Raw genomic sequence first — 18103 nt, 5'->3', positions numbered from 1 at the left:
CCACCCAGCTGCCCCACCCAAGGAGAACTCATGGCCGACAACAACAGCTTCAGCAAATTTGTCCCGGGTTTCGATTTCCTGCAAGGCCTGGTCAAGAACGCCGGCGCCGCCCTGCCCGGCATTGGCCAGTGGGTGGCACCGACGCTCAACCCCGAGGAACTGGGCAAACGCATCGAAGAGCTGCGCACCGTGCAGTTCTGGCTGGAGCAGAACGCCCGCATGCTGGGCGCCACCATCCAGGCGCTCGAGGTGCAACGCATGACGCTGTCCACCCTGAAGTCCATGAACGTACCCTTGGCCCAGCTCAGCGAGGCGCTCAAGGTCACGCCGCCCGAGGCCAGCGCCGGACTGGGCGGGGGCGGCTGGCCCGGCGTGCCACCCGAGGTGCTGGCCGCCGCCCAGGCCGCCAGCCCCAAGGCCAGCGCGCCGGCCCCCGCCCCAGCCCCGCTCGCCAGCAAGGCCAAGAAGGCGCCCCCGGCTCCGGCCGCACCCGCCATGCCCGTGGTCGATCCCATGCAGTGGTGGGGCGCCCTCAGTCAGCAGTTCACCCAGCTGGCCGCCAATGCCATGAAGGAAAGCGCCACCGATGCGGCCAAGAACCTGGCCGGCAGCATCGTCAAGCAATCCTTCGACGCGGCCGGTGAAACCCTGCGCAAGGCCGCCACCGTGCCCGGTGCCATGGCCGGCAGCGCCGTCGATCTGGTGGCCAAAAGCCTGACGCCCAAAGCCAGCGCCAGCCGCGCGCCGAGCAAAACCGCGGCCACAACCACGGCCAAGACCCCGGCAGCCCGCAAGCGCAAGGCCTGACCCCGGCCGATGAGCGCGCTCGCACCCACCACCAGCCCACGCAGCCAAGCACAGCAGCGCCTGATCCAGGCTTTGTCGGCCGAGCTGCCGGCCCATGCCCTGCTCTGGACCGACGAGGACACCACACCCTACGAGTGCGATGGTCTGACGGCCTACCGCCAGCGCCCGCTGGCCGTGGCCCTGCCGGAAACCGAAGCGCAGGTCGGCGCCGTGCTGCGCATCTGCCAGCAGCTGCAAGTACCCGTGGTGGCGCGTGGCGCCGGCACCGGCCTGTCCGGCGGCGCCATGCCTCATGCGCAAGGCCTGACCCTGGCCCTGGCCAAATTCAAGAAGATTCTCGAGATCAACCCGATCGCCCGCACGGCACGGGTGCAGTGCGGGGTGCGCAATCTCGCCATATCGGAAGCCGCGGCGGTCCACGGCCTGTACTACGCCCCCGACCCGAGCAGCCAGATCGCCTGCACCATCGGCGGCAATGTGGCCGAGAACTCCGGCGGCGTGCACTGCCTCAAATACGGCCTGACCCTGCATAACGTGCTGCGCGTGCGGGGCTTCACCATGGCGGGCGAGGCGGTGGAGTTCGGCTCCGAAGCGCTGGACGCGCCGGGCCTGGACCTGCTCAGCCTGGTGCTGGGCAGCGAGGGCATGCTGGCCGTGATCACCGAGGTGACGGTCAAGCTCATCCCCAAGCCGCAGCTGGCGCGCTGCATCATGGCCAGCTTCGCCGATGTGCGCCAGGCGGGCGCGGCGGTGGCGGCCATCATCGCCGCCGGCATCATCCCGGCCGGGCTGGAGATGATGGACAAGCCCATGACGGCGGCGGTGGAGGATTTCGTCCATGCCGGCTACGACCTCGACGCCGAGGCCATCCTGCTGTGCGAGAGCGACGGCACACCCGAAGAGGTGGCCGAGGAAATCGAGCGCATGCAGGCCGTGCTGCTGGCCCATGGGGCGACGCAGTGCCAGGTCAGTGCCGATGAGGCCCAGCGTTTGCGGTTTTGGAGCGGGCGCAAGAACGCCTTCCCGGCCTCGGGCCGCATCAGCCCCGATTACATGTGCATGGACTCCACCATCCCGCGCAAAAACCTGGCCGCCATCCTGCTGGCGATTGCCGAGATGGAGAAGAAGTACCAGCTGCGCTGCGCCAATGTTTTCCATGCCGGCGACGGCAACCTCCATCCGCTGATCCTGTTCGACGCGCGCGACCCCGATCAGCTGCGACGCTGCGAGGAATTTGGCGCCGAGATCCTGGAGACCAGCGTGGCCCTGGGCGGCACCGTCACTGGCGAGCACGGCGTGGGCGTGGAAAAGCTCAACTCCATGTGCGTGCAGTTTTCGCCCGAGGAGCGCGAGCAGATGTTCGCGCTCAAGCGCGCCTTCGACCCCCACAGCCTGCTCAACCCGGGCAAGGTCATCCCCACCCTGCAACGCTGCGCCGAGTACGGCCGCATGCATGTGCACCGCGGCCTGCTGGCCCACCCCGAGCTGGAGAGGTTCTGAGCGATGAGCGTGGCCTTGTTTCAAGACCAGATTCGTGAAGCCGCCGCGCAGGGCCGCAGCCTGCAGATCCGCGGCCAGGGCAGCAAGGATTTTTACGGTGAACGCCCGCGCGGCGACGCGCAGCTCGATGTCAGCGGCTTTGCCGGCATCAGCAGCTATGAGCCCAGCGAGCTGGTCATCACGGCCAAGGCCGGCACGCCCATCACCGAGTTGGAGACCGCGTTGACCAGCCAGGGCCAGCATCTCGCCTTCGAGCCGCCGCGCTTTCAAGGCCGCGGCACCGTGGGCGGCATGGTGGCGGCCGGCTTGAGTGGCCCATCACGGGCCAGCCAGGGCGCGCTGCGCGAGCATGTGCTGGGCCTGAGCCTGCTCAACGGGCGGGCCGAGCTGCTGAACTTCGGCGGCACGGTGATGAAGAACGTGGCCGGCTACGACGTGTCGCGCCTGATCGCCGGTTCGCTGGGCGTGCTGGGCCTGATCCTCGAAGTCTCGCTCAAGGTCATGCCCCAGCCGATGGCGCGCGCCACCCTGCGTTTCGAACTGGGACAGGCTCAGGCGCTCAACCAGCTCAACCGCTGGGGCGGCAAGCCCCTGCCCATCCAGGCCAGCGCCTGGTGGGATGGCGCCCTGCTGCTGCGCCTGGCCGGCGCCGAAGCCGCCGTGCGCGCGGCGCAGCAGAGTCTGGGCGGCGACGAGATCCCAGAGGCCCTGGCCCAGCCCTTCTGGGACGGCCTGCGTGATCACAGCGACGAGTTCTTCACCGGTGCAGCGCGCGCCGTGGCCGGCGGTGCCGCGCTCTGGCGCCTGAGCCTGCCGCAGACGGCGCCAGCGCTGCAGCTGCCCGGCGAACAGCTGATCGAATGGGGTGGCGGCCAGCGCTGGGTGACCACGCCCTTGCCGGCGGCACAAATGCGCGAAGCCGCGGCCTCGCTGGGCGGCCATGCCACCTTGTTCCTGTGCCGTGACGAACAGCGCCAGCAGGTGTTTGCACCCGCAGCACCGGCCTTGATGCGCATCCACCGCGAACTCAAGACCTCTTTCGATCCGGCCGGCGTGTTCAACCCCGGCCGCCTCTACCCCGAGCTTTGAGCGAAGCGCAGCCCGCATGCAAACCCAACTTGCCGCCGAGTTCCAAGGCACGCCTGAAGGCCAGGCCGCCGTCGACATCCTGAGCCGCTGCGTGCACTGCGGCTTCTGCACCTCCACCTGCCCGACCTACCAGCTGCTCGGCGACGAACTCGACGGCCCGCGAGGCCGCATCTACCTGATCAAGCAGGTGCTGGAAGGCAGCCCGGCCACCGCCTCGACCCAGTTGCACCTGGACCGCTGCCTGACCTGCCGCAACTGCGAGAGCACCTGCCCCTCGGGCGTGCCCTACGGCCAGTTGCTGGAGATCGGCCGCGGCATCGTCGAGGCCAAGGTGCCGCGCCCCCGCGGCGAGCAGGCCGTGCGCTGGCTGCTCAAGGAAGGCCTGACCTCGCCCGCCTTCGGCCCGGCCATGAAGCTGGGCCAAGCCCTACGGCCCCTGCTGCCGGCCGTGCTCAAGGACAAGGTGCCGGCCCCGGCCCCAGCGGGCGCCCACGACTGGCCGACCCGCAGCCACCCACGCAAGATGGCCCTGCTGCTGGGCTGCGTGCAGCCGGCCATGGCGCCGAATATCAACAGCGCGACCGCGCGGGTGCTGGACGCCGCCGGCATCCAGACCCTGGTGGCCGACAGCGCCGGCTGTTGCGGCGCCATCCGCAGCCATCTCGGTGACCATGCCGGCGGCCTGGACGATATGCGCCGCAATATCGACGCCTGGTGGCCCCTGGTCGACGGCCTGACCGAAGCCGGCCGCATCGAGGCCTTGGTGATGAATGCCTCCGGCTGCGGCGTGACGGTCAAGGACTACGGCCGCGCCCTGGCGCATGACCCAGCCTATACCGACAAGGCGGCCCGCGTCAGCGCCCTGTGCCGCGATCTGAGCGAGCTGCTGCCCGAGCTGCTGCCCCTGCTCAAGCCACGGCTCAAGAAGGCCAGCGGCGGCGCCCCGCGCGCCAAGCTGGCCTACCACCCGCCCTGCACCCTGCAACACGGCCAGCAGCTGCGCGGCGGGGTCGAGGCCGGCCTGCGCGAGCTGGGTTTTGATCTGCAGCTGGCGCCCTGCGACAGCCACCTCTGCTGCGGGTCCGCCGGCACCTATTCGGTGCTGCAGCCCGCGCTGTCCAAACAGCTGCGCGACCAGAAGCTGCAGGCCCTTGCGCCCCTGCACGCCGACACCATCGTCTCGGCAAATATCGGCTGCATCCAGCATCTGCAAAGCGGCACCGCCATGCCGGTGCGGCATTGGGTCGAAGTCCTCGACCTCGCCTTGGCCTGAACATCGACAAATGCTATTCGTGCGCATAGCGCGCAAACACGGGCAAACACCGAGACCAGTTTCAAACCGGTTTTCCCACAATGGGCCGCTCAATACAGGAGGGTGGAGCCACTGGTCGAACCGAGCTCCCAGCCAGCCAGCCCGGCCACAAGCGAGTGCAGCCAAGCACCTTGACAGAGCGCTCCAAGAATTTCTGCCGAGCCAGCCAGCACACACCGAACAGACCGGGTGTCCCACGGGGACCCCGGTCTTTTCTTTTTTCCACGCGCCTGCGCGCGAATCCAACCCCCAGCTGATATGTGGACAGGATTGATGTTTGCCCTGGGCGCCGGCCTGATGTGGGGCCTGGTCTTTGTGGCGCCGCTGCTGATGGCGGACTACCCGCCCGCCCTTCTGGTGGCGGGCCGCTATCTGGCCTTCGGGCTGATCGCCTTGCCGCTGGCCCTGGCCGACCGGCGCAGCCTGAAGGGCTTGGCTGGCAGCGACTGGCTGGAAGCCTGCAAGCTCAGCGCCATTGGCAATTTTCTCTACTACCTCTGCCTGGCCGGCGCCATCCAACGCGCGGGTGCGGCCCTGCCCACGGTCATCATCGGCACGCTGCCGGTGGTGATTGCCATCAGCTCCAATCTGCGCGACCACCGGCGCGATGGTCGCCTGCCCTGGCTGCAACTGAGCCCGGCCCTGGCCCTGATCGCCGCCGGCATTGCCTGCGTCAACCACGCCGAGCTGCAGCGCTTGACTGCGCAACTGGATGCCGGCACGGAGGCTTTGCGCGCTTATGGCGAGGGTGCTGTCCTGGCGGTGCTGGCCGTGGCCTGCTGGACCTGGTACCCGATCCGCAATGCCGATTGGCTGCGCGCCCATCAGGAACGCAGCCCGCGGGTCTGGGCCACGGCCCAGGGCTTGGTCACCCTGCCCATGGCTTTGCTGTGTTTCGCCCTGCTGATGGGCCTGCCAGCCACGGACTGGGGCCTGCTGCCAGCAGGATTCGAACTCCCCCTGGGCCCCCGCCCCGCAGCCTACCTGGCATTGATGGCGGCCATCGGCCTGTTCTCATCGTGGATCGGCACCCTGTGCTGGAACGAGGCCAGCCAACGCCTGCCGACCAGCCTGGTCGGGCAGCTGATCGTTTTTGAAACCCTGGCCGCCCTGGCTTACGCCTTTGCCCTGGCCGGGCGCTGGCCCTCGGGCTGGACGGCGGGCGGCATCGCCTTGCTGATCGCCGGCGTGATCCTCGCGCTGCGTATCAAACCCCAAGCCAGCACGGCCTGAGCGCCGGCTCAGAGCTTGGGAATGCGGATGCGGCTCACCATCAGCGAGCCCGACACGGCATAGATCAACACCAGCGGGTGCAGGTAGAAGCCGCCCAACTCCAGGCGACCCAGCCAGAGCTGCTCACCGATGGCGCCTTGCGCAGCGGCGGCGGCCAGCACCATCACCAGCACCAGCGAAGTCGGGATGGGCGTGCCTTCAAAGTACTTGACCTTGTCGCCGCCTTCGCTGAGCGCCTCGGCCGTGATGTTGAAGCGCGCCAGGCGCGAGACGCCGCAGGCGACGAAAAACACCAGCACGATGCGGTCGTACAGGCCTTGCATGCCGCAGCCATAGGCGATGGCGGCGGGAGCCACGCCGAAAGAGATGATGTCGGCCAGCGAATCCAGCTCGCGGCCCATGGCCGAGGTCTGCTGGCGCCAGCGCGCCACGCGGCCGTCCAGCACATCAAACACCAGGGCGACCGGGATCAGGGCGCAGGCATAGAAGATGTGCACGACCGCGCCGGTCTGCAAATAGCTCATCACCGCGAACAGCGCGCCCATGCCGGCGAAGGCATTGGCCAGGGTGAACCAGTCGGCGAGATGGAACTCGCGGATCATGGCGAAAGGTTTGGGTCGAGTCATAGGCTGGGAAGCATAAAGGATGGCGCCGCACGGGCGCTGACAGCCCCGGGCGCGGCCGCATGCGCGGACGCCGGGCGCGAGGACCACTCAGCGCGGTTCTTTCTGCAGCACCGAGGCCGACACCGTGGTCGGCCCCTTCCAGGCCTTGCGCGCCAGGTGGACGAAGAGCAGGTGCGGCGGCATGCGCAGCCAGTGGCCACGGATGTAGAGCGCCTTGCGGCACAGCGGCGTGGCCCAATCGCGGGTGCTGGCGTGCTGAGGGCGCAGGGTGCGGCGGTAGATGAAATCCAGCGCATGCTCGGCCAGGCCCTGGCTGCGATCGGCCCGCAGGGCACGCAGCGCCGCTTCAGGCACCGGACAGGCCAGCACCTGCACGAGGTAGCGCAGGGCCAGGCGCAGCGGCCCTTGCAAGTCCATGGCAGCAGCACGGGCCGCCAAAGCCTCCCAGAACTGCGGATCGGCCGAGAAATGGCGCAGCAGCAGATCCAGGTCGCTGAGATCGCGCAGCAGGTTGTCGGACTCGCCCTCGTGGAAGAGGTGGCAGGCACTGTGCAGCACCATGTCGGTGGGCTGCAGCGTGCGCACGCCGGGCCAGCCCGCCAGCTCCACGCTGTCGCGGATCAGGGCCTGGGCATCGGGCTTGAGCCGGGCGGTGGGTGGCAGGATGGTGTGGTGCACATCGAGCGCCGTGCCGCGGTGCATTTGCTGCATGGCCGGCAGCTCGTGCATCCATTCGCGGTAGTAGCGCTGATCGTAGGCATCCAGCTTCTCGCCGATCCAGCCGGTCAGGATCAGCGCCGACTCGACCTCGCCGATGCGCTCGCGAGGAACCAGGATGTCCATGTCGGCGAAGACACGGCCCTGAACCGCTGGCAGCTCGCCCACGACATAGGCGGCGCCTTTGAGCAGGATCAGCGGCAGGCCGAGGCCGGCCAGGGTGTCGCGCAGGAAACGGGTTTCGTGGCGAACCAGCATGTGCTGACGCTCGGCCATGACCGCCGCAGAGCGCATGTGATTGCACGGCTGTTCGGGCACCTGAGGCAGCAATTCAGCCGCCTCCAGACGCCGGTACAAGCGGCCCAGCAGATTGGCATGGCGGGCCTGACGCACCAGCACATCCCAGTCCTGCAAGGACAGGCCGGCGATGCGACGCGGCTCCCGCAGGATGTCTTGCAAGAGGCTCATGGCGGGCTCAGACACCGGGGGCTGCCACCGGAGATGCAGCCAGTTGATCGAACACCTGCATGGCCTCTTCCAGATCGCTGTACTCGAAGCTGAAATGCTGGCAACGGTCCACCAGATCGCCCACGGCACGGAAGCCTTCGGCGGCGAGGATGTGATAGTTCATCGCGTTGTCGGCGATCTTTATGAAAGCCTCACCGCGGGGCATGGGGGTGAGCCGGGTGGCCGCCCCAGCGCGGTAGCGCGGCAGCACCATCCAGGCCGGCCAGGCGGGTTCGTCCACCGCCTCGACGCTGGCCTGCGGTGCCGCCATCAAAGCGACCGTGCCCTTGGTCGTGTCATGGACCGGCGCGGTGAAGAGGGCCTGGGGCGCAAAGCGCTGGATCACGCCGATCGAGGCATTCTTCAGATTCACCGGTCGCGCCATGCCCAGCATGGCCCCCGTGTCAAGGCGGATGATGGCCAGCTCATCGGACAGCAATCGCCAGCCACGCTGCACCAGGGCCGCGCACAAGGTGCTTTTGCCCGAACCCGGCGGTGCCGGCAGGATGACGGTGCGGCCGTTGCGCGCCACGGCCGCCGCATGCAGGATCAGCACATGGTTGCTGTAGGCCGTGATGCACCAGTTCAAGCCCCACTCGACCATGGCCACCGCCTGCTCGCGCGGCAGTGGGGTGAAGGGCTCGACCCCGTCGACGGTGAACAAGGCCTGCGGCCGGATCCAGCGACGCAAGCCGCGGCTGGACTTCACGGCGACATGAAAGTCGATGAAGTCATCCGCCCCCAACACGCGGTGGTGGGCATAGCTTTGCGCCAGCTCGGATGCAATCTCAGGCAGGTTGGACTGCAGGCGGCAATGGAATGGGCCGGTGGCGATGCGCAGGCCATCACCCGCCAACGCGGCGCGCAGCTCGGCCAAGCTCAGCTGATCAACTTGCACAGGGCTCACTCGTCAGCAAACCGGCCGCCAGCAAGGCCTCCAAGGCTTCGCGCACCTCGGCCTGGCATTCAGGCATCGGGACCTCAGGCTCTTCCTCGTGGACGCGCAGCACCAAGTCTGCGCCCAGCAAGCCCCCGAGGTGACGCGACAGATGCTCAAGCAGAAAGTGACCCAGGGGTGATACCAGCCGGGTCTCGGCGCTGTCCAGGTCAAAGAAAACGCAGCCGTCGTCGTAAGACTTCCAGATCAGCCGCTTGGGTCGAAGCGAAAACCAGCGGCTCAGGCCGCCGCTGCCGTCATCGAGAGGTACCAAGGATCAGCGGCTGACAACCGGTCAGATCGACAGGCCGGTGAGGTACTTGAAGTAGACCACCACGTCGGCACGGGTCCAGGTCACGACCGGGGCGGTCACGGCAGTGAAACGACCCGAGCCTTCGGTGTCTTTCCACATCTTCTGCACCAGGCTCATATAGGGGAACTGGTAGCCGCCGTTGACGATGGATTGCAGGTAGACCGCAGCAGCCAGAGCGCGGGCGTCGTTATTGGCGCTCGTCAAGCAGAACAGGGCATAGAACGTGGTGGTGTCGGTGCCACCGAACACGCTGGCGAAGGTGGTCGTCTTGGAGACACCGGTGTTGTTGAACTTGCCCTGCGCGTCCACCATGGTCTTCCAGCTCGTCGGCTTGGTGCCCGGGGCCGCACAGTTGTAGCTGCCGGTCTGGCTGAAATTGCCCGATGCGGTGAAGCCCGAGGGCAGCTTGCAATTGCAGGCCAGCACGGGAGTCGTGGTCAGCGCCAACAAGGTCGGGGCAGCCACCAGGCCACCGCGCAGCAGACGACGGCGGCTGCCCGAGGCCACCGGGGCCGCGACGGCGCTGGTCTCTTGGGGGGCGGAGCTCGATGGCTGCTGGTTTTCGATCTTGTTCACGTTCTTGCCTCTGTTTCAGTGCGGCGCTTGCGGAATGCTCGCGGGCCGACAGTTGGGCTGCTCACCCTGTCCGTCGTGCGAGAACTGAAGTGTCGCAGACGGCATGATCGGCCGGACTCTGGACTGTCCAGCCTTCTCTGGCGCTATCGTAGAGGAAGCAGGCCCGAGGATGGATGTCGGCCGAGCCCTCAATTCGGGGGGTCGGCGGGGGTTTTACTCACAAAATCAAGGCTTGATGTGCCGCGTGACCGCTTCACCGGACGGCTTTCTGGCCCAATAGGACTATTCGCCCCCCCGAACGAGCGTCGAGGCCGCCCAGCCGGTCCCATCGCTGGAGAGGCTCCGATCGATGAGAAGTTCCCGTCTTGTGTTGTTGAAAACTCTGCTCCTGGGCCTCGGCTTGATCATGGCTGGCACGGCGCCGGCACAGACGCCGAACCCCCTCAATGCCGAGCCCCTGACCGTCCTGCTTGAACCCGTCCCGCCCTTCTCCTACGAAGACCCGAGCGGGCAGCCGGCGGGCTATGCGGTGGAGCTGATGCAGGAGTTGCTCAAGCGGGCAGGCCTCGGCTACCGGGCCGAGTTCAACTCCTGGACACGGATCTACCAACGCGCGCAGTCACAACCGCGGGTGCTGGTGGTCAGCATGGCCCGCTTGGCGGAGCGCGAGACCAGCTTTTTGTGGTTGGGGCCCACCGCCGCGCGCCGGGTCTACCTCTACCGCCTGCGCAGTCGCACCGATGTGCAAGTGCCCACGCTGGAGGCGGCCAAGGCCTACCGCATCGCCGTGGTGCGTGAAGATGCGGCCGAGCGCGACCTGCTGGCCCATGGCTTCGAGCTGGGCAAGCAGCTGGACCGAAGCCCCGACCACGCCGCCATGCTGCGCAAGCTCTTCATCCAGCGCGATGACCTGGTCGCCTTGAACAGCACGGTGGCGGCCACAGTGACCGGGCAGTTTGGCTACGACTACAAGCAGATCGAGCCCCTGGTGAAGCTGTCCGAGACCCCGCTCTTCATGGCCCTGAGCCGAAGCAGCGGCGAGGCTTTGCACAACCAGCTGCTGAAAGCCTGGGACGGCATGAAACGTGACGGCACGGTGGCGGCCATCGCCGCTCGCCACCCCTTTGTGGCCCTGGACTGAGCCCGGCCCGGCTCAGAGTGCGCCGGCCTTGAAGGTGTCGCAGGCGCGCAGCTCGCCCGCTTCGAGGCCGCGCTTGAACCAGCGCACGCGCTGCTCGCTGCTGCCGTGGGTGAAGCTCTCCGGCACCACCGTGCCCTGTGAGCGCCGCTGCAGGGTGTCGTCACCGATCTGTGCGGCGGCGTTCAGGGCCTCCTCGATGTCGCCCTGCTCCAGCCAGGCCTTGCTGCGCTGGGAATGGTGGGCCCAAACCCCGGCATAGCAGTCGGCCTGCAGTTCCAGGCGCACGCTCAGGGCGCGGTAGTCGCGCTCGCTGACGCGCCGGCGCGCCTGGTCCATCTTGTCGCTGGTGCCCAGCAGCTTCTGCAGATGGTGGCCGACCTCATGGGCGATGACATAGGCCTGCGCAAAGTCGCCGGGCGCGCCCAGACGGTCTCGCAAGGTGTCGTAAAAGCTCAGATCGATGTAGACCTTGCGGTCGGCCGGGCAGTAAAACGGCCCCATGGCCGCCTCGCCCGTGCCGCAGCCCGTCTCGGAGCGCCCGCTGAACAGCACCAGCTTGGGCCTCTCGTAGCGCTGCTGGCTGCGTGCGAAATACGCGTCCCAGACATCCTCGGTATCGGCCAGCACGGTGCGCACAAAGCGCGCGCCGGCGTCCTGGGCCGGTGGCCCGGCAGGTGCGTGGCGGGCGGCCGGAGCTGGTTCCGAGCCGCCGGTCTGCGCCAGGCCCAGCAAGGTCATGGGATTGATGCCCAGGGCCCAGGACAGCAACAAGGCCAGCACCACGCCGCCGAGACTCAGCCCCCTGCCGCCGGCCAGGCCGCCCAGACCCGAGCCACCTCGGGCGGACAGGCCCTCTCCGCGCCGGTCCTCGACGTTGTCGCTCTCGCGCTGACCTTCCCACTTCATGCGATGCCTCCTACGGCTTTCTGCGCCGCTGTTGCATCCTAGCCTGCCGATCTTGCAGACCGTCGCAGCCGGCTTGGCGGCTGCGACAGGCCTGTCGACACTGCGCCCATCCCTACATCTGCGCTTCAGGAGTGCCTCATGCTGCTGCCCTCACCCACCCGTTTCCTGACCTCCATCTTGCTGGGGCTGGGCCTGCTGGCCGGCGCCGCCCAGGCCGAGGAAGTGGACTGGAATCTGCGCATCAAGAAGGAACAGAATGGCTGGAGCGCCAGCTTCACCAGCAGCCAGGACTACGGCAGCGGCAGCCCGCGCATCAAGGGATCGGGCCAGCGGGTCGAGAAAGCGCGCAGCGTGGCGGCCTTCAGCAAGCTGCGCCTGGAGGGCTCGCTGGACGTGCGCCTCAGCCAGGGCAACAACGACAACGTCAAGGTTTCGGCCGATGACAATATCGAGCCCCTGATCGAAACCAAGGTCGAGGGCGACACCCTGGTCATCCGCCTGCAAAAGGATGCTGGGTTCCGCACCCGGCTGGCGCCCACGGTGCTGGTCGAGAGCAAGGCCTTGCAGCAGATCACGGTCGATGGCTCGGGCGATCTGCATCTGGACCGATTCAAGGGTGAACGTCTCAGCCTGAGTCTGCAAGGCTCGGGCGATGTACGGGTCGGTCTGCTGGAGGTCAAGGAGCTCAACGCCAGCCTCAACGGCTCGGGCGATGTGCAGGTGGCCGGCCGCGCTGAGAACCAGGTCTGGAGCTTGAACGGCTCCGGCGATGTCGACGCCCGTGCGCTCAGCGGACGCAGCATCAAGGCCGAACTGAGCGGCTCGGGCGACCTGGCCCTGGGCGTGTCTGAAAGCCTGGACGCCAATCTGCGCGGCTCCGGCGACCTCAGCTATGCCGGCCGGCCACAGTTGCGCCAATCCATCAGCGGCTCGGGCGAAATCAGCCGCCGCTGAACCACTGCGCTCCGTGGGGGCGCGGATGCCGCAGAATGCAGGCATTCGCCGGAGTTGCCCCCTGATGACCACTGCCCCCGCGCGCTTGCCCTCGGGATTGGCCGAGACCCTGCTGGAACTGCAAGAGCAGAGCCCGCTGCTGGTGGCGCTGTTTGATGCACGCGATGTGCTCTGCCATGCCAACCCGGCCTTCCGGGAGGCCTATTGCGTCGAACCTGATGGTTTGCTGACCTGGGCCGACATGATGCGCGACAACCATGCCCACGGCCGTGGCGCGCTGATCGAAACCGAGGACATCGAGGCCTGGATCAGCGCCGTCAGCAACCGCCGCGGCAAGCTGCCCTACCGCGCCTTCGAGGTGGACCTGTGCGACGGCCGCTGGCTCTGGGTCACCGAAACCGTGCAGGCCCAGGGCTGGATGCTGCTGGTGGCCAGCGACATCACCAACCTGCGCCAGGACAACCGCTCCTTGCGCCTGGCCCATGTGCGCGCCCTGGCCGCGGCCCAGACCGACCCGCTGACCGGCCTGAGCAACCGCCGCCACGGCATGCAGATGCTGCAGGATGTGCTCTCGCGCAGCGAGCCCTGGCCGCTGTGCATTGCCGTGCTGGACCTGGACCATTTCAAAGCCATCAACGACGGCCTCGGCCACGCGGCCGGCGACCGTGTGCTCTGCGATTTCGCCCGCCAGCTGCAGGCCAGCATCCGCCGTGAGGACGGCTGCGCCCGCATCGGCGGTGAAGAGTTCCTCTTGATCCTGCCCGCCACCGGGGCGCCCCAGGCCCAGGCCATCATGGAGCGCTTGCAGGATCGGGTGCGCAAGGCCCGGCCGCTGGAGGGGCCCGCCGACCCAGCGTCACGCGGCTACACCTGTTCGATTGGCCTGACCCAGGCCATCTGGGGCGAAAGCGCCAACACCTTGCTGGCACGGGCCGACACGGCGCTCTACCAGGCCAAGGCCGAGGGGCGCGACCGGATCTTCCTGGCGGACTGAACCGCCGCCGATGCTGCGCAACCGCCGGGCAAACACCGCAAAATCGAGGCCATGCAGCCCGCTCGCCGATCCCGTTTGCACGCCCTGCTGGCGGCCAGCCTGCTGCCGCCCCTGCTCGGGTGCTGGCCCGGCGCCGCACACGCGGCGCCACCGCCCGCCACAACGCCCGCAACATCGGCCGGCGCCGAGGCCGGCCGCCTGACCGTGCTGCTGCAAGACCTGCCGCCCTATTCGCAGCGTGGCCCCGGGGACCGGCCCCAGGGCTATGCCGTCGATCTGACCCAGCAGCTGTGCGAACGCGCGCGGCTCGACTGCAGCTACGAATTCAGCTCCTGGCCGCGCATCCTGAAGCGCGCCCAACTTGAAGCCAATGTGCTGATTCCGGCCGTGGTGCGCCTGCCCGAGCGCGAGCGCCACTACCTCTGGGTGGGTCAGACGGCCGTGCGCTACGGCGCCCTCTACCGGCTCAAGCGCCGCGACGATGTGCGCCTGAGCAGCCTGCAGCAGCTGGGCAGCTACCGGATCGGCGTGGTCAAGGACGATGTCTCCGAGCGCGAGCTGCTGGCCCTGGGCCCACAGGTCAGCGCCCAGCTGGACCGCAGCGGCGACTATGGCAGCATGTTGCGGCGCTTCTTTGCCGAGCGCACCGAGCTGGTGGCGCTGAACCAGACCATGGCACCGGGCATGCTGAGGCAGTTTGGCTACGAGCCGGGCGAGGTCGAGCTGCTGCTGCGCTTTTCCGAATCGCGCCCGTCGATGGCGCTGAGCCTGAACAGTGACCCGGCCCTGCTTCTGCGCCTGCAGCAGACCTGGGAGGCCATGCGGCGCGACGGCACGGTGGCGGCCATCGCGGCCCGCCATCCGATCCAGGCACCGGACTGAGCGCGCAGGCGCGCCGCTTGACGACGCTTCAGTCCGATTCGCCCAGGAAACCACCACTCTGGTGCGCCCACAAGCGGGCGTACAAGCCGCCCTGGGCCAGAAGGCTGGCGTGGTCACCCTGCTCGACGATCTCGCCCTGGTCCATCACGATCAGGCGGTCCATGGCGGCGATGGTGGACAGCCGGTGGGCGATCGCCACCACGGTCTTGCCCTCCATCAGCCGGTACAAGCTGGTCTGGATGGCGGCTTCGACTTCCGAATCGAGGGCGCTGGTCGCCTCGTCCAGCAGCAGGATGGGCGCGTCCTTGAGCATCACCCGGGCGATGGCGATGCGCTGCCGCTGGCCACCGCTGAGCTTGACGCCGCGCTCGCCGACATGGGCTTCGAAGCCGCTGCGGCCCTTGGGGTCGCTGAGGCTTTTGATGAAGGCCATGGCCTCAGCCCGCTCGGCGGCCCGGCGCATCTGCGCCTCGTCGGCATCGGGCCGGCCGTAGAGCAGGTTGTCGCGCACCGAGCGGTGCAGCAGCGAGGTGTCCTGCGTGACCATGCCGATCTGGGCGCGCAGGCTGTCCTGGCTCACGCCGGCGATGTCCTGGCCGTCGATCAGGATGCGGCCCTGCTCCAGGTCATGGAAGCGCAAGAGCAGATTGACCAAGGTGGACTTGCCGGCGCCCGAGCGGCCGACCAGGCCAATCTTCTCGCCGGCGCGGATCTGCAGATCCAGTGCTTTCAGCACCGGCTTCGTGCCGCCGTAGGCGAAGCTGACCTGCTCGAAGCGGATCTCGCCGCGGCTGACCTGCAAGGCCTGTGCGCCCTCGACATCGCGCACGGCCACATCGCGGGCCAGGGTGCTGATACCGTCCTGCACCGTGCCGATGTGCTCAAACAGGCTGGACATCTCCCACATGATCCAGTGGGCAATGCCGTTCAGGCGCAAGGCCATGGCCGTGGCCGCCGCCACCGCGCCGACACCGACCTGGCCCTGCATCCACAGGTACAGCGTCATGCCGGCGGTGCTGGCGATCAGGCCCATGGACAGCACATGGTTGACCACCTCGAAGCCGCTGACCAGGCGCATCTGCCGGTAGGCCGTGCCCAGGAATTCCTGCATGGCGCTGCGCGCGAACTGCGCCTCGCGCTGGCTGTGCGAGAACAGCTTGACGGTGCTGATATTGGTGTAGGCGTCGGTGATGCGGCCGGTCATCAGGCTGCGCGCATCGGCCTGCGCACTGGCCGCCCGGCCCAGGCGCGGCACGAAGAAATACAGCGCCAGGCCGTAGCAGAGCAGCCAGCCCAGAAAGGGCAGGACCAGCACCAGATCGAAGCTGCCCACCACGCCCAGCATGGTGATGAAGTAGATGGTGATGAAGACCAGGATGTCGGTGACGATCAACACGCAATCGCGCACCGCCAGCGCCGTCTGCATCAGCTTGGCCGAGACCCGGCCGGCGAACTCGTCGGCAAAGAAGCTCATGCTCTGGCCGAGCAGATGGCGGTGGAAGTTCCAGCGCAGGCGCATGGGGAAGTTGGCCGACAGGCCCTGGTACTTGCTCAGGGCCTGCAGAGCGATCAGCAGAGGGCTCAGCAAGAGGATGCCGGCCAGCAGGGCCAGCCGGCCCTTTTCCTGCGCCCAGAGCCGCTCGGGCGCCACCTGGCTGAGCACATCCACCACCGAGCCCAGCATGGCGAAGAGCAGGGCCTCGAAAGCGCCGATGCCGGCCGTCAGCAGGGTCATGGCCAGGATCAGGCCGCGCATGCCCTGCGTGGCCGACCAGACGAAGGGAAAGAAGCCCTGCGGCGGCCGCGGCGGCGGCGCGTCCGGGAAGGGATCGACCCGACGCTCGAACCAGGCGAAGCGCATCAACGAGCGGCCGCCTGCGGCAGCGGCAAGGGCAAGGGCAAGGGCTTGCCCTGAGACTGCGCTGGCGCCGGGACGCGCAGGATCTGCGCCAAGGTCGGAGCAATGTCCACCACCTCCACCGGCGTCTTCACCTCACCGCGGCCGACCCAGGCCGGGCCCCAACTCAGGATGGGCACGTGTTGGTCGTAACGGTGCGGCGTGCCGTGCGAGCTGCCGCCCACGCGCGAGCTGAACAGCCAGTTGGGCTTGATGACGAACTGCACCGGCGCCGACACCTCGGGGTGCCAGGCCTTGCGCATGGCGTCGAGGAAGGGCGTGGTGCTGTCGCTGCCGCGCAGCTGCTCGGGCGTGAAGGCGGCGACGACGCCGTCCATGCCGCGCAGCAGGCGGGCGGCTTCTTCGTGCACCGCGCTCGGGGCCAGGCCGCGCTCCTTGATCAGCTTGTGATCGAAGAGCACGCCGGCGGCCGAGAAGCTCACCGCCCAGCGGCCCGGGCCGAACTTCTGTACCAGGCCGGTGTTGAGCTGACTCATCACCACACCGGGGTTCAGCAGGTCGGCATCGCGGCCCTGGGTCTTGGCCCAGGCGGGCGAGTCGGCAAAGCCATGGTCGGCGGTCAGCATCACCAGGTAGTTGTCGCGACCGAGCTTGGCATCCAAGTCACGGAAGAAGCCCTGCAGATAACGATCCAGATGCAGGAAATGGTCATGCGAGAGGCGCGACTCGGGGCCGAAGGCGTGGTTGACGTAGTCGTGGCTGGACAGGCTGACCGAGAGGATGTCGGTCTGTGCATCGGCGCCCAGCTGCTCACCGGCTATGGCAGCCCGGGCGAAAGCCAGGGTCAGCTCATCGCCGAAAGGGCTGGGCAGGATGTTGCCGTAGAAGCGCGGGCCGGGGCCGTCCATCTGGGCGCCCAGCACCGCAGGCAGCTTGTTGCCATTGCCACCGTTGTACTGCCAGGGTTGGCCGTCGGGCACCGAGCCCGCATACGCGGCTTCGGGCAGCAGCGGCGCCCAGGCCTTGCCGAAGAAGGCATCGGCCGGCTTGGCGGCGTTGAAGTCGCGCACCCATTGCGGGTGGCTTTGCATGTAGTAGGTGCTGGAGGCGAACTGGCCATCCTCGCTCATGTACATGTACGCCGTGCCCTTGTGGCCGGCCGGCAGGATGGCGCCGCGGTCCTTGCCCGAAATGCCGATCACCTTGGATGCCGGCTGCAGGCCGCGCAGCACATCGCCCACCGTTTCGGCGCGCAGACTTCGCGGGCTGGTACCGGCCAGCGGGTCGGTCTTGTGGTCGATGTAGCGGTAGGCGGTGTCGCCGGTGTTGTAGACCGGGGCGAAGGTCTGCGCGTCGTTCCACTCATTGCTGATGATGCCGCTGCGCTGCGGGTAGGCGCCGGTCAGCATGGTGGCGTGGCCGGCGGCGGTGACGGTGTGGCCGTGCGCGTAGCGGGCGTCCGAGAACCAGACCCCCTGGTCCAGGAAGCGGCGGAAGCCATCGGGCTGCAGCTGCTCGCGGTAGGCCGTGACCTGGCGCATGGGCAAGCCGTCCACCACCAGGAACACGATCAGCTTGGGCGGCGCCTTGGTGGCCTGAGCGGCCGTGGCCGAGGGGGCCGTCGGAGCGGCAGCCGGCGAGTTCGCCGTCGTCGAACAGGCCGCCAGGGTCGCCGCCAGCGCCAGCACGCTCAGACGCGGCAGCATCACGGCCAAGGGAGATGAAAACGAAGCAAGAGGATTCATGGGCAG

General features: G+C 68.0%; 17 protein-coding genes. 9 read left to right on the top strand and 8 right to left on the bottom strand.

What is annotated here, in order from left to right; genetic code table 11:
* Nucleotides 1–30: 30 nt before the first annotated feature.
* The 5 genes from C1O66_RS18555 to C1O66_RS18535 all read left to right on the top strand — a co-directional run bounded on the left by C1O66_RS18555 (nt 31) and on the right by C1O66_RS18535 (nt 5941).
* Nucleotides 31–807, top strand: a complete 777-nt coding sequence (locus C1O66_RS18555) for a PhaM family polyhydroxyalkanoate granule multifunctional regulatory protein (protein WP_102769252.1) — start codon at nt 31–33, stop codon at nt 805–807.
* 9 nt (nt 808–816) lie between these two features.
* Nucleotides 817–2307: an FAD-linked oxidase C-terminal domain-containing protein gene (locus C1O66_RS18550; RefSeq protein ID WP_102769251.1), complete on the top strand. Its 1491-nt coding sequence runs from the start codon at nt 817–819 to the stop codon at nt 2305–2307.
* Between the two features lie 3 nt (nt 2308–2310).
* A complete protein-coding gene (gene glcE, locus C1O66_RS18545; protein ID WP_102769250.1) occupies nt 2311–3396 on the top strand; it encodes a glycolate oxidase subunit GlcE in 1086 nt (361 codons plus the stop codon).
* A gap of 16 nt (nt 3397–3412) precedes the next feature.
* Entirely contained in the window at nt 3413–4669 is a 1257-nt protein-coding gene (gene glcF / locus C1O66_RS18540) for a glycolate oxidase subunit GlcF (RefSeq protein WP_102769249.1), read from the top strand.
* A gap of 297 nt (nt 4670–4966) precedes the next feature.
* The gene (locus C1O66_RS18535; protein ID WP_102769248.1) at nt 4967–5941 is read left to right on the top strand and encodes a DMT family transporter; all 975 of its coding nucleotides are present in this window, start codon (nt 4967–4969) and stop codon (nt 5939–5941) included.
* A gap of 8 nt (nt 5942–5949) precedes the next feature.
* Here C1O66_RS18535 and pssA read toward each other — a convergent pair whose 3' ends face one another.
* From pssA to C1O66_RS18510, 5 genes are all read right to left on the bottom strand, one after another.
* Nucleotides 5950–6567, bottom strand: coding sequence for a CDP-diacylglycerol--serine O-phosphatidyltransferase (gene pssA, locus C1O66_RS18530; RefSeq protein WP_102769247.1), 618 nt, complete (start codon nt 6565–6567; stop codon nt 5950–5952).
* 87 nt (nt 6568–6654) lie between these two features.
* Nucleotides 6655–7752 (bottom strand): nucleotidyltransferase domain-containing protein, encoded by a 1098-nt coding sequence (locus C1O66_RS18525; RefSeq protein WP_102769246.1) that lies wholly within the window; start codon nt 7750–7752, stop codon nt 6655–6657.
* A 7-nt stretch (nt 7753–7759) separates the two neighbouring features.
* Nucleotides 7760–8689: an HprK-related kinase A gene (locus tag C1O66_RS18520; RefSeq protein WP_102769245.1), complete on the bottom strand. Its 930-nt coding sequence runs from the start codon at nt 8687–8689 to the stop codon at nt 7760–7762.
* Entirely contained in the window at nt 8679–9002 is a 324-nt protein-coding gene (locus tag C1O66_RS18515; protein WP_102769244.1) for a hypothetical protein, read from the bottom strand. Before C1O66_RS18515 ends, C1O66_RS18520 begins: the two co-directional genes overlap by 11 nt.
* Nucleotides 9003–9023: 21 nt before the next feature.
* Nucleotides 9024–9617, bottom strand: a complete 594-nt coding sequence (locus tag C1O66_RS18510; RefSeq protein WP_102769243.1) for a hypothetical protein — start codon at nt 9615–9617, stop codon at nt 9024–9026.
* Between the two features lie 373 nt (nt 9618–9990).
* Between C1O66_RS18510 and C1O66_RS18505 the strand changes: the two genes are divergently transcribed.
* Nucleotides 9991–10758 (top strand): substrate-binding periplasmic protein, encoded by a 768-nt coding sequence (locus C1O66_RS18505; RefSeq protein ID WP_165794684.1) that lies wholly within the window; start codon nt 9991–9993, stop codon nt 10756–10758.
* Nucleotides 10759–10770: 12 nt separating this feature from the next.
* Here the strand turns inward: C1O66_RS18505 and ypfJ are convergent, their stop codons facing one another.
* A complete protein-coding gene (gene ypfJ, locus C1O66_RS18500; RefSeq protein WP_102769241.1) occupies nt 10771–11664 on the bottom strand; it encodes a KPN_02809 family neutral zinc metallopeptidase in 894 nt (297 codons plus the stop codon).
* 138 nt (nt 11665–11802) lie between these two features.
* On the opposite strand from ypfJ, the gene C1O66_RS18495 reads away from it, so the two are divergent.
* The 3 genes from C1O66_RS18495 to C1O66_RS18485 all read left to right on the top strand — a co-directional run bounded on the left by C1O66_RS18495 (nt 11803) and on the right by C1O66_RS18485 (nt 14494).
* Nucleotides 11803–12618, top strand: coding sequence for a head GIN domain-containing protein (locus C1O66_RS18495; protein ID WP_102769240.1), 816 nt, complete (start codon nt 11803–11805; stop codon nt 12616–12618).
* A gap of 64 nt (nt 12619–12682) precedes the next feature.
* A complete protein-coding gene (locus tag C1O66_RS18490) occupies nt 12683–13612 on the top strand; it encodes a sensor domain-containing diguanylate cyclase (protein ID WP_102769239.1) in 930 nt (309 codons plus the stop codon).
* 51 nt (nt 13613–13663) lie between these two features.
* Nucleotides 13664–14494, top strand: coding sequence for a substrate-binding periplasmic protein (locus C1O66_RS18485; RefSeq protein WP_102769238.1), 831 nt, complete (start codon nt 13664–13666; stop codon nt 14492–14494).
* 28 nt (nt 14495–14522) lie between these two features.
* Here the strand turns inward: C1O66_RS18485 and C1O66_RS18480 are convergent, their stop codons facing one another.
* On the bottom strand, nt 14523–16355 hold the full coding sequence (locus C1O66_RS18480; protein ID WP_102769237.1) for an ABC transporter ATP-binding protein: 1833 nt from the start codon (nt 16353–16355) through the stop codon (nt 14523–14525).
* Nucleotides 16355–18097: an alkaline phosphatase family protein gene (locus tag C1O66_RS18475; protein ID WP_102769236.1), complete on the bottom strand. Its 1743-nt coding sequence runs from the start codon at nt 18095–18097 to the stop codon at nt 16355–16357. The genes C1O66_RS18480 and C1O66_RS18475 overlap by 1 nt, the downstream gene beginning before the upstream one ends.
* Between the last annotated feature and the right edge of the window lie 6 nt (nt 18098–18103).

The organism is Paucibacter aquatile (assembly GCF_002885975.1).
Lineage (GTDB): Bacteria > Pseudomonadota > Gammaproteobacteria > Burkholderiales > Burkholderiaceae_C > Paucibacter_A > Paucibacter_A aquatilis.
The sequence above is the reverse complement of the archived record's forward strand: the minus strand, read 5'-3'. Positions and strand labels throughout refer to the sequence as shown.

Bases quoted from the DNA above. Each gene is read 5' to 3' on its own strand.
- glcE (WP_102769250.1), top strand. From the start codon at position 2,311: ATGAGCGTGGCCTTGTTTCAAGACCAGATTCGTGAAGCCGCCGCGCAG.
- pssA (WP_102769247.1), bottom strand. From the start codon at position 6,567: ATGACTCGACCCAAACCTTTCGCCATGATCCGCGAGTTCCATCTCGCC.
- ypfJ (WP_102769241.1), bottom strand. From the start codon at position 11,664: ATGAAGTGGGAAGGTCAGCGCGAGAGCGACAACGTCGAGGACCGGCGC.
- C1O66_RS18490 (WP_102769239.1), top strand. From the start codon at position 12,683: ATGACCACTGCCCCCGCGCGCTTGCCCTCGGGATTGGCCGAGACCCTG.
- C1O66_RS18525 (WP_102769246.1), bottom strand. From the start codon at position 7,752: ATGAGCCTCTTGCAAGACATCCTGCGGGAGCCGCGTCGCATCGCCGGC.
- C1O66_RS18485 (WP_102769238.1), top strand. From the start codon at position 13,664: ATGCAGCCCGCTCGCCGATCCCGTTTGCACGCCCTGCTGGCGGCCAGC.
- C1O66_RS18550 (WP_102769251.1), top strand. From the start codon at position 817: ATGAGCGCGCTCGCACCCACCACCAGCCCACGCAGCCAAGCACAGCAG.
- C1O66_RS18475 (WP_102769236.1), bottom strand. From the start codon at position 18,097: ATGAATCCTCTTGCTTCGTTTTCATCTCCCTTGGCCGTGATGCTGCCG.
- C1O66_RS18480 (WP_102769237.1), bottom strand. From the start codon at position 16,355: ATGCGCTTCGCCTGGTTCGAGCGTCGGGTCGATCCCTTCCCGGACGCG.
- glcF (WP_102769249.1), top strand. From the start codon at position 3,413: ATGCAAACCCAACTTGCCGCCGAGTTCCAAGGCACGCCTGAAGGCCAG.
- C1O66_RS18555 (WP_102769252.1), top strand. From the start codon at position 31: ATGGCCGACAACAACAGCTTCAGCAAATTTGTCCCGGGTTTCGATTTC.
- C1O66_RS18495 (WP_102769240.1), top strand. From the start codon at position 11,803: ATGCTGCTGCCCTCACCCACCCGTTTCCTGACCTCCATCTTGCTGGGG.
- C1O66_RS18535 (WP_102769248.1), top strand. From the start codon at position 4,967: ATGTGGACAGGATTGATGTTTGCCCTGGGCGCCGGCCTGATGTGGGGC.